This is a genomic window from Candidatus Eisenbacteria bacterium, from assembly GCA_005893275.1.
In the GTDB taxonomy this organism is placed as follows: domain Bacteria; phylum Eisenbacteria; class RBG-16-71-46; order SZUA-252; family SZUA-252; genus WS-7.
The window spans coordinates 33,213-44,253 of sequence record VBOW01000021.1 but is presented as its reverse complement, the minus strand read 5'-3'; the positions used below and the strand labels follow the sequence as shown (position 1 = coordinate 44,253).

The following is an 11,041-nucleotide window of genomic DNA, read 5'->3' as shown; positions in this document are numbered from 1 at the left end:
GGAAAGGACCGGGGGATGGCTTCACCCGTACGCGTGCGATTCGCGCCGAGCCCGACCGGATATCTCCACGTCGGCAACGCGCGGACGGCGCTCTTCAATTATCTTTTTGCGCGCAAGCACGGCGGCGCCTTCGTGCTCCGGATCGAGGACACCGACCAGGACCGGAATGTCGAGGAGGCGCTGGGCGGAATCTTGGACGGTCTCAGGTGGCTCGGGCTCGGCTGGGACGAGGGCCCGGAGGTGGGCGGCCCCTTCGGCCCCTATTTTCAGAGCGAGAGGCTCGCGCGCTACGCCAAGGCCACCGCGCACCTGCTCGCCGCGGGGAAAGCCTACCGCTGCTTCTGCGATCCCGAAGACCTGAAGCGGAAGCGCGAGGAGGCTCTCGCGCGCGGGGAGCCGCCCAAGTACGACCGCACCTGCCTCCGGCTCCCCAGGGAGGAGTCCAGCGCGCGCGCCGAACGAGGAGAGCCCTTCGCTCTTCGATTTTTCATGCCCGAGGGGGAAACGTCCTGGGAGGACGAGGTGCGCGGCAGGGTCACGTTCCAAAACAGCACCCTCGACGACCTCGTCATCCTGCGCGCGGATCAGCATCCGACGTACAACTTCGCGGCCGTCGTGGACGATGCCGCGATGGAGATCACCCACGTGCTGCGCGGCGACGACCATATCTCGAACACGCCGCGGCAGATTCAGCTCTACGCGGCGCTCGGCGCGCCGCCCCCGCGATTCGGGCATCTTCCCATGATCCTGGGTCCGGACGGCGCGCGGCTTTCCAAACGCCACGGCGCCGTCTCGGTCACGGCGTTCCGGGACGACGGAATCCTGCCGGCGGCGATGGTGAATTTCCTCGCCCTCCTGGGCTGGGCCTTCGACGGCGAGCGCGAGATGTTCACGCTGGATGAGCTGGTCGAGGTGTTCACGCTCGACCGGGTCTCGAAGAATCCGGCGATCTTCAACTACGAGAAGCTGGACTGGATGAACGGAGAGTACTTCCGGGCGCTCCCGCTCTCCACGCGCGCGGACATGGTGGCTTCGAATCTTAAGCAGAGTGGGGCCCTGCCCGAGTCCGCGATCGCCGACCGCGCGTTTCTCGAGCGGGCGGTCGCCGCGGTCGGAGACCGCATGAAACGCCCGCGACAGTTCCCGGAGTACGCCGCCTATCTCTACGTGGACCGGGTCGAGCCCGAGCCCCAACCCTGGGCGGAGCTCGTCGCGAACCCGCACGCGGCCGCGCGCCTCAAGAAGCTCGCGACCGTGCTCTCCGAGGTGGAGCCTTTCGAGCACGATCCGATCGAGAGGGCCGTTCGTGGGCTCGCATCCTCCGAGGGAGTGAAGGCCGGGGAGGTGATCATGCCGGCCCGGATCGCCCTCACGGGGAAAAAGGTGAGTCCCGGAATATTCGACGTGATCCTGCTCCTGGGCCGAGAGAAGACCGTGAAGCGTCTGCGCGACGCGGCGGATCGGCTTGCGGCTCAATTCCCGGCGCCTGCCGCGTGAGCGAGCCGACCCCGACACCCCCATCCGTCGGACTGGACTCGCTGCGCGTCGCGCTGGTCCACGATTGGCTGACCGGGATGCGCGGCGGCGAAAAGTGCCTGGAAGTGCTCTGTGAGATGTTCCCGCGAGCGCGCGTGTACACGCTCGTCCATTGGAAAGGGCACCTCTCCCGGACGATCGAGTCGCATCCGATCCACGAATCGTGGATCGCGAGGCTCCCGATGGGCCGACGCCGCTACCGGTGGTTCGTCCCCGTGTATCCCCATGCGATCGAATCCTTCGACCTGAGCGGCTATGATCTCGTCGTCTCCATCAGCCACTGTGCGGCCAAGGGCGTGGTCACGCGCGCCGACACGCTTCATGTGTGCTACTGCAACACCCCGGTCCGATACTTCTGGGATCTGTACTCCGAGTACTTCGCGCCCGGGCGCGCGGGGGCGCTCGAACGGCTCCTGGGCCCCTGGATCGCCCATCGATTCCGTCTGTGGGACCGGCTGAGCTCCGATCGTGTCGATCTATTCGTCGGGAACTCGCTCAACGTCCGCGATCGCATCTGGAAGCACTACCGCCGTCCCGCCCTCGTCGTTTACCCCCCCGTGGACACGGAATTCTTCACGCCGGGGGACGCGGCTCCAGGGAAAGACGCGGCCTTTCTCACGGTCTCCGCGCTCGTGCCCTACAAGGGGGTCGATCTCACGATCCGCGCGGCGAATCGGATGGGCGCGAAGCTTCGAGTGATCGGCTCCGGACCGGACTTGAGGAGGCTTCGCTCGATCGCGGGCCCGACCGTCACGTTCGAAGAGTGGGTCTCGATGGAGGCGCTGCGGGACGCCTATCGCTCCTGCCGTGCGCTGATTCAGGCGCACGAGGAAGATTTCGGGATCGCGCCGCTGGAGGCGCTCGCGTGCGGCCGGCCGGCGATCGCCCTCGCGAGGGGAGGCGCGCTCGAAACGGTGACGAAGGAGACCGGGATCCTCTTCGACGAGCCGAGCGAAGCATCCCTCGAGAGCGCCATGCGGGAGGTGACGCGGCGTTCCTTTGACCCGGCGGCGCTGCGCCGTCAGGCGGTTCGTTTCAGCCGCGAGCGTTACGGGTCGGGGATGCGGAGGCTACTAGGGCAGGCGTACGCGGCGCACCGGAGGAGACTCGAGGACCAGGGAGCTGTGGAGCGCCCGGCGAGGGATTGCAAGCATGGGCAAGAAGTGATATAATTAGGGTTTAGGTCAGGACGCTCCGGCCGCAGCCAGCCCGGCGTCCTCTGGGAGGTCCCCCGTGTTTGCAGAGCGCATCCGATCCGTCCGCCGGCGCAGGGCCGCGTGCTTTCTTCTCGCGTTGATACCCCCGCTCCTTCTCCTGTCGATCACCCTTCGCCCGCATGATTCGCGCTCCTCGACTCCGGTGGTTCCGGATTTTCGCAACTTCGAATCGCTCCAGGTGCACCCGCTGGCGATCACGCCCGATGGAACGAAGCTCCTCGCGCTGAATACTCCCGACGCGCGGCTCGAGGTGTTCGCGATCGGCCCCGGAGCGCTGGATACGCTCGGTGAAGTGCCCGTGGGGCTCGAGCCCGTCTCGGTCCGCGCCCAAAACGACAGCGTCGCATGGGTCGTGAATCACCTCTCGGACGACGTGAGCGTCGTCGATTTGAAAACGCTGAGCGTGCGGGGGACGCTCCGCGTGGGGGACGAGCCGACCGACGTGGCGTTCGCCGGGAGCCCGGAGCGCGCGTTCGTCTGCGTGAGCGGGGAGGACGCGGTCAAAGCATTCAATCCCGCCACGCTCGCGCCCGCGTTCGCTCCGACTCCGATCTTCGGTCGTCACCCCCGGGCGCTTGCGGTCGGCGGCTCCGGGGGCTCGCAGGTTTACGTCAGCGTGCTCGATGCGGGAAACCGGACCACGATCATCGGAGCCCAGACGGTGACCGCGCTGGGCGGGCCATCGCCTCCGAATCCCCCCATGGATCCAGGTCTCCCCCCCGCGCCCGCCGTGGGCGTGATCGTCCAGTGGAACGGGACCCATTGGATCGACGACGGGCTCCCGACGCCCAAGGTGTGGGACGCGGGCGTTCCGGCCGGCTTCTCCCTCCCCGACGTGGACGTCGCGGTGCTCAACGCGAACACGGGCGCGGTGACCTCCAATGTCTCGAACGTCGGCACGAACATGTTCAACATCGCGGTCGATCCCTCGACCGGGACGCTCTACGTCACCAACACCGATGCCGCGAACCGGACCCGCTTCGAGCCAAATCTTAGGGGGCGTTTCGCGAAAGACCAGGTGACCCTGATCGGTTCGGGAGGAGCGGGGACGGTGACCCCGGTCCACCTGAACGACCACATCAATTACACGGTGAGCCCCGGACCCCAGTCCGAGCGCGACTTGAGCCTCGCCGAGCCCACGGACATCGTCGTGAGCTCGACGGGAGCCAAGGCCTATGTCGCGGCGATGGGGTCGAGCAAGGTGGGCGTGCTGAATCTATCGGGAGGCGTCACGAACAGGATGGCCACCGGGGGCGTGCCCTCGCCTCCCGGGATCGCGCCCGGGGAGCCTCGCGGCCCCGCCGGGCTCGCCCTCGACGCCGCGCGCCACCAGCTCTTCGCGCTGAACCGGTTCACCAACTCGATCGCGATCCTGGATACCGACACCGAGACGAAAATCGGGGAGGTGGCGCTCCGTTTCGATCCGAGCCCGCCCGAGGTGCGAGGCGGCAGGCGGTTCCTCTACGACGGCAACATCTCCGCCCATGGGGACCTCGCCTGCGCGAGCTGCCACGTGGGCGGGAACTTCGACAACATCGCCTGGGATCTCGGGAATCCTCAGGGACGGATGGATCCGAGTCTCCAGATCGCCGGGAGACAGGTCCATCCCTTGAAGGGTCCGATGACGACCCAATCGCTGCGCGGTCTCTCGGACACGCCGCCGTTCCACTGGCGCGGGGACCGGTTGGATTTCACGCGCTTCAATCCCGCGTTCGTGAACCTGATGGGAGCGCCCGATTCGCTCTCGACGACCGACATGCAGAAGTACAACGACTTCATCATGACGGTGGTCTATCCGCCGAACCCCAATCAGACCTTGAATCGCAAATTCACGGCCCTCGCCGATTCGGGCCGCGTCGAGTTCGAATCCCGGCCTCACGACGGGGGACAGCCGTGCGCTACCTGCCACTCGCTGCCCACGGGAACGGATCGCGTGATTTTCCCGGGACCGATCCTGCAAGAGAGCCAGGATTTCAAAGTGCCTCAGCTTCGAAACATGTATCAAAAGACCGGATTCACGCGCGCCTCCGGAGCGCAGAAGCGAGGGTTTGGGTTCCTCCACGACGGCTCGGTCGACAACATCGTGAATTTCCTGAGGTTCCCGGTGTTCAGCTTCCCGGACACCATGGCGCGCTACGAGATCGAGGCGTTCCTGCTCTCCTTCGACACGGGGACGGCGCCTTCGGTGGGGAGGGAGCTGACGATCAACGGCGCCACAAAGAACGCCCCCGCGACCACGGCTCTCCTCGACTCGCTCTACCTCGAAGCCGATCTTGGAAACTGCGACCTCATTGCCCATGGGAGAATCGGCGGCATCATGAAAGGATTCTTGTATCAGCCCGGCCACACGTTCATCAGCGACTTGAACCCCGAGGGCACGATCCCGACGGATACCTTGCGGTCGTGGGCCACGAACGGGGGAGAGATCACGTATATGGGCGTTCCTCCAAACTCGGGCATGAGAATGGCGATCGATCGAGACCGCGACGGATACCGGGATCGCTGGGAGCTGGCCCTGGGTTCCAGGCCATGGGATCCAACCTCGATTCCCGCGGTCACGGCGGTGGCGGGCGCGGGAGCGCCGCGCGTCGCCCGCCTGGAGCAGAACCGCCCGAACCCGTTCAATCCCCAGACGGTGATCCCTTACGATGCGGGTCCCGGTGGGCGCGTCTCGCTGCGGGTATTCGACGCCTCGGGCCGGCTCGTCCGGACCCTGGTGGACGCGGCGCAGCCTCCGGGTGTCTATCGCGCGCGCTGGGACGGGCGGAATGACCGCGGCGCCGCGGTCGCGAGCGGGCGCTACTTCTATCGGCTCGCGGTCGGCGGCACCGTTCGCACGCGCGCCATGACGCTCGTGCGGTAGGGACCTCGCTCGGGCCGGGGCGAGGCCGCCTACTCCGGGAGCTTGTCCAGGTCCCCGGCGACGATGACGTTGAGCTTCGCAGGATCGAGATGCGCGCGAATCGCCGCGTTGACCTGGTCCCGCGAGACGCGCCTCACGCGATCCGGAAACTCGTCGAGATAGGCCGGCCCATAGCCGAACTTCTCCGCCACCGCGAGCGCCTGTGCCGTGCCGGCGTTGGTCGCCAGCTGGACCTGGTAATTTCCCGCGAAGAAGCTCTTCTGCGTCGCGACCTCCTCCTCCGTAATCCCATCCCTGCAGTAGCTCTCGATGACCTCGCGCGTCGACTTCATGGCCTTCCCGAGATTGCTGGGCGCGACCGCGACATCGGCGAGCCAGACGCCGTCCAGGTAGTCGGTCATCGTGAAGCGTGAATAGATGCTGTACGTGAGCCCCTCCGTATCGCGAACCCGCAGTCCAAGGCGGGACGAGAGGGAGCTCTGTCCGAGCGCCGCGTTGGCGACGAGGCTCGCTTCGTAGTCCGGGTCCTGCCGCCTCAGCCCGCTCGTCGCTCCAAACATGAGGTCCATATTGGCTTTTCCGCGCAGCGTGACCGCCTCTCGCGCGGGTTGCCCCCGGTCGGCGCGCGCCACGCCGAGGTCCGGGCGCGACCCGCGCGGAAGCTCGCCGAGAAGGGAGTCCGCGAGGGCGGCCACCCGCTCCGGATCGACATCTCCCACGATCGCGAGATAGGTTGAGGCGCCGACGTAGCGGTCCTTGTGGAAGGCGTCGAGGTCCGTGGGACGCGCATCGTCGATGCTCGCGAGCATCTCGTCTTTGGAGGGGGCCCGGTAGGGATGGCCCGCCGGGAAGGCGACCTGGGTCAGCCGGTCGAACGCACGCTGGCGCGTGTCGTCGAACGCCCGGAGCACGTCGGTCCTCATTTCGGCCTTGGCCTTCTTGAGCTCGGAATCGGGGAAGGCGGGACTCCCCATCTCCTCCGCCAGGACGGAGAGGAGAAGTCTCGTGTCGCGCGACAGGGAGGATCCCTGGATCGTCGCCCCGTACATGTCGCTCACGACGTGAAGCCGGGCTCCCACTCCGTCGAGGAGCGCCGCGATCGCGCGCTTGTCGTGGGTTTTCGTGCCGCGCTCCAGCATCATCGCGGTGAGCTGGGCCAGCGCCGGCTTTTCGCGCGGCGTGTGCATCCGGCCGGCCAGCACGATCCCGTGCACCGCCACCGTCGGGACGGCGTGATTCGCCAGGACGTCGAGCGTGATCCCGCTCCCCAGCACCCGGTGGAGCGTTCGCTGCGCGAACGTCTCGTGAGCCGGCCCCGTCGCGCTCGTCCCGCTCGATGCGGAGGACTCCGTCGAGCCGCCCGTGCCGGCGGCTTTCTGGGGTTTCTTCTCGTCGGCCTTGGACGGAACGAACCAGCCGACGGTGGCGTGATCGGGGATCAGGTAGGTCGCGGCCACTCGTTGAACGTCCTCGGGCGTGACGCGCTTCATCGTCTCCACGTAGCGCACGAACCACTTCCAGTCCGCCGACGCCACCGCTTCCCCGAGGCTCGAGGCGAGCTCGTAGGTCCCGTCGCGGCCTCGGATCACGGAGACCTCGAGTTGGCTCTTCGCGCGCGCGAGCTCCACGGGGGTGACGCCCGTGCTCCCGACCGCGTAGAGCGCGGCTTTCGTGGCATCCTCCACCTTCTGGTGGCTCACGCCGTGAGCGACGGTGGCGTCGATCAGAATGGGAAACGGGTCGCGGAGCGTGTAGTTGCTCGCGCTCACCTCCGTCGCAAGGCCCTTCTCGACGAGCGCCTGGTACAGCCGCGAGTTGACACCCCAGCCGAGGATCGTGGCGAGCACGTCGAGGGGGATGAAGTCGGGGTGGAGGGAGCTCGGACGCATGAATCCGATCTCCACCAGCCCCACCTGGCCCGGCCTCTTGACGATGACCCGCCGCTCACCCTCCTGCGGTGGCTCGACCGTGATAACGGACGGGATCGGCTTCGGGGACCGGGGGAAGGAGCCGAACTCGCGGTCGAACATCCGAAGCGCCGTGAGCGGATCGAAGTCCCCCACGAGGACGGCCTCGGCGTTATCCGGCCAGAAGAAGTCCTTGTAATGCTGGCGCAGCGTCTCGGTCGAGACGCCCTCGATGTCGGAGCGGTACCCGATCGTGTCCCAGTGATAGGGATGAGCCGTGATGGCCGCGCCGATGACCGCCTTGTAGAGGGCCTGGGAAGGATCATTCTCCCCGATCTCGTATTCGTTCCGGACGACCGTCATTTCGGGCTGCCGCTCCGCGTCGAGGATCAGCGCGCGCCCGAGTCGGTCCGCTTCGATCTTCATCGCGAGCTCGAGCTTGTCCGAAGGGAGCGTCGAATACCCGTTCATCCGGTCGTACCAGGTGCTCATGTTGGTGGAGGAGTAGTCGCACCCTGCCTGAAACAAGACCTCCTGAAAGGTCTTGTGCCCGAGGGCTCGACCAAAGTTCTTGGTGCTTTTGTTGAAGAGGAGATGCTCGAGAAGATGGGCCGAGCCGGTGTTGCCGGGGGCTTCGTTCCGGGATCCGACGTGATAGACCACCTCGAACGTGACGACGGGAGCGGCGTCGTTCCGGGCAAGAAGGATCGCCATGCCGTTCGACTTGAGGCGGTACTGGGTGATGCCGCCGAGCGAGTCGAGCCGTTCCACATTCCTGGGCAGCCTTGGGGCGGTCTCCCCGCGCGGATCCCGCCGTTGCCGCTCGCGCGGCTGCGCGGCGGATCGACTCGCCGCGGAAACGAGGAGCGTTACCCCGAGCAGTACGGCCGCGATCGGGGCGGCCGACTCAAATGGGCGGCGGCGCGAGGATCGTCGAAACGGCATGAAGGAGACTCCTTTCACGCGGATGAAACGCAGGCAGGGTCCGGCGCGAGAAAATGGTAGCGCTACGGGGATTCGAACCCCGGTTTGATGGCTGAGAACCACCCGTCCTAACCCCTAGACGATAGCGCCGAAACAGCGCGATAAGAGGCCGCTCGAAATTCGATGTGGCTGGGGGAAGAGGATTCGAACCCCTGTACCGTGGTCCAGAGCCACGTGTCCTACCACTGGACGATCCCCCAGAGGGAGGAGAAGACTAGCATCCGTGCCGAAAACCGTCAACGCGGGGCAGGCTTGAAGTGCGAGCGGAGCCAGAGGAGGAACAGAGCCACGAGCGCGATGAGGACCGCGATGTCGAACCCGCGCCCAATCTCGCGGATCGATTCCCAGTGCTCGCCCAGGGCCGCTCCGACCCACGCGAGCGCGAAGGACCAGATGTAGGAACCGAGAAACGTGTACAGCGTGAAGCGCGCGATCGGGACGCGCGCCGCGCCCGCCGGGAAGCTGACGAAGGTCCGCACGATCGGAACGAGACGGGTCCAGAAGGCCACCTGGAAGCCGTGGCGTTTGAGCCAGCGATCGGCACGGTCGTATTCTTCCACGCGGATGATGCGCCATCGGGAGAGGCGCTCCGCGAGGGGCCTCCCTCCCACCGATCCGAGCCCATACCCGATCCAGGAGCCGAGGACGTTTCCGACGGCGCCCGCGAGCGCCACGGCCCAGATCGTGAACCGCCCGGTCGTCGCGAGATAACCCGAGAACGGCATGATGATCTCGCTGGGGAGAGGAATGCAGGCGCTCTCGATGGTCATGCAGAAGACGATTCCGGCGTATCCCCAATTCGAGATCACGGAGAGAACGAACGAAGTGACCGGCTTGAGGAGGGTCTCGAGCAAGGCTTACGGAGCGACGAGCGCCGTGAGACGGAAGGTCACGGCGGCCACCGCGGCGGCCGCGGGAATCGTGAGCACCCACGCCCACACAATCCGTCCCGCGACCCCCCAACGGACCGCCGAAGGCCTCCGCGTGGCGCCCACGCCGACGATCGCGCCCGTGATTGTGTGCGTCGTCGACACCGGGATGCCCAGGTGGGTCGCGGTGAAGAGACTGATCGCCCCTGCGGTTTCGGCGCAAAATCCCCCGACGGGTCGAAGGGTGGTCACGCGGGCGCCGAGCGTATGCACGATTCGCCATCCGCCCAAGAGGGTCCCGAACGCCATCGCGGACCCACAGGCGAAGACGACCCACGCCGGCACGTAGAAGTGGTCGATCCGGTGGGTCGTCAAGAGCAGGACGGTGATGATCCCCATCGTTTTTTGCGCGTCATTGGCTCCATGCCCCAGGGAGTAGAGCGCCGCGGAAACGATCTGAAGCCTGCGGAACAGCCGGTCGACCCGGCTCGGCGCCGTCCTGTGGAAAATCCAAGAGACGGCGAGCATGTTCGCGTAGCCCAGGAGAAGCCCCGCCATCGGAGAGATCACGATGAACAGGACGGTTTTTTCGACGCCGCTCATCACGATGGCTCGGGCGCCGGCATTGCAGAGCGCGGCGCCCACGAGCCCGCCCACGAGCGCGTGCGACGAAGAAGTCGGGAGCCCGAGCCACCAGGTGAGGAGATTCCAGAGTATGGCTCCGGTCAAGGCGGATACGATGACGTGGTTGTTGATCGCCTCGGGTGTGACGATACCCTTCCCGACCGTGGCGGCGACCGCGACCCCCAGGACAAAGACGGCGATGAAGTTGAATGCCGCGGCCCAGACCACGGCGATCCCGGGGGTCAGGACGCGGGTCGAGACGACGGTGGCGATCGAATTGGCGGCGTCGTGGAAGCCGTTCAGAAAGTCGAACAGGAGAGCGAGCGCGATGATGACGAGAACGGAAATCGTCATGGGGTCGTCACGGGGGCGTGTCGGCGCGCACCACGAAGCGCGTCAGTTGTTCTTGACGACGATCCCCTCCAGGATATTCGCCACGTCCTCGCAGTCATCGGTCGTAGCTTCAAGGCGTCCATACAGCTCCTTCCACTTGATCAGTTCGCGGAAATCGCTCGCCTGTTCAAAGAGCTGCGCGGTCGTATTCCTGGAGATGAAATCGGCTTCGTTCTCGAGGTCGTTGATCCTGATCAGATAGGGGGGAATGCTCTTCAGGTCGCGCAGATGGGTCATCGCCGTCTGGATGGCGGCGCAGGAGCGCTCCACGACCGAGACCAGCTCGATCGCCTCCGGTGTGACCGAGCGGACGTGGAATAGCGCCAGTCTGCTGGAGACCCCTTCGATGTTGTCCAGCACGTCGTCCATCCCGGAGGCAAGCGCGTGGATATCCTCCCGGTCGAAAGGCGTGATGAACGTCCGGTTCAGCTTGTCGATGATCGAGTGGGTGATGTTGTCGCCGTCGCTCTCGAGCTGCTTGATGCGGCGGGCCTTCTCGTCGACGTTCTCGTAATGCTCGACCAACTCCTTGAGCGCCTGGGCGGCCTCCAGAACCTTGTTCGCCTGGGCCTCAAAAAGGTCAAAGAAGCGGGTCTGGATCGGCAGGAAGCGAAGCATAAGAGTGGGAATCTATACCATCGCGCGAGT

General features: G+C 66.1%; 7 protein-coding genes and 2 tRNA genes. 3 read left to right on the top strand and 6 right to left on the bottom strand.

Annotation, left to right across the window (positions count from 1 at the left end; translation table 11 throughout):
* Nucleotides 1–15 precede the first annotated feature (15 nt).
* The 3 genes from E6K76_04555 to E6K76_04545 all read left to right on the top strand — a co-directional run bounded on the left by E6K76_04555 (nt 16) and on the right by E6K76_04545 (nt 5,616).
* Nucleotides 16–1,497, top strand: coding sequence for a glutamate--tRNA ligase (locus tag E6K76_04555; GenBank protein ID TMQ59553.1), 1,482 nt, complete (start codon nt 16–18; stop codon nt 1,495–1,497).
* Entirely contained in the window at nt 1,494–2,708 is a 1,215-nt protein-coding gene (locus E6K76_04550) for a glycosyltransferase family 4 protein (protein ID TMQ59552.1), read from the top strand. The genes E6K76_04555 and E6K76_04550 overlap by 4 nt, the downstream gene beginning before the upstream one ends.
* Before the next feature lie 61 nt (nt 2,709–2,769).
* A complete protein-coding gene (locus E6K76_04545) occupies nt 2,770–5,616 on the top strand; it encodes a hypothetical protein (protein ID TMQ59551.1) in 2,847 nt (948 codons plus the stop codon).
* Nucleotides 5,617–5,645: 29 nt separating this feature from the next.
* Here the strand turns inward: E6K76_04545 and E6K76_04540 are convergent, their stop codons facing one another.
* The 6 genes from E6K76_04540 to E6K76_04515 form a co-directional block, all read right to left on the bottom strand.
* The gene (locus E6K76_04540) at nt 5,646–8,468 is read right to left on the bottom strand and encodes an insulinase family protein (GenBank protein TMQ59550.1); all 2,823 of its coding nucleotides are present in this window, start codon (nt 8,466–8,468) and stop codon (nt 5,646–5,648) included.
* Nucleotides 8,469–8,522: 54 nt separating this feature from the next.
* A tRNA-Glu gene (locus tag E6K76_04535) sits at nt 8,523–8,597 on the bottom strand.
* A 36-nt stretch (nt 8,598–8,633) separates the two neighbouring features.
* Nucleotides 8,634–8,707: transfer RNA gene (locus E6K76_04530), tRNA-Gln, on the bottom strand.
* Between the two features lie 36 nt (nt 8,708–8,743).
* On the bottom strand, nt 8,744–9,361 hold the full coding sequence (locus E6K76_04525) for a DedA family protein (protein TMQ59549.1): 618 nt from the start codon (nt 9,359–9,361) through the stop codon (nt 8,744–8,746).
* A 3-nt stretch (nt 9,362–9,364) separates the two neighbouring features.
* Nucleotides 9,365–10,354 (bottom strand): inorganic phosphate transporter, encoded by a 990-nt coding sequence (locus E6K76_04520; GenBank protein TMQ59548.1) that lies wholly within the window; start codon nt 10,352–10,354, stop codon nt 9,365–9,367.
* A gap of 42 nt (nt 10,355–10,396) precedes the next feature.
* Nucleotides 10,397–11,011: a DUF47 domain-containing protein gene (locus E6K76_04515; GenBank protein TMQ59547.1), complete on the bottom strand. Its 615-nt coding sequence runs from the start codon at nt 11,009–11,011 to the stop codon at nt 10,397–10,399.
* Nucleotides 11,012–11,041 lie beyond the last annotated feature (30 nt).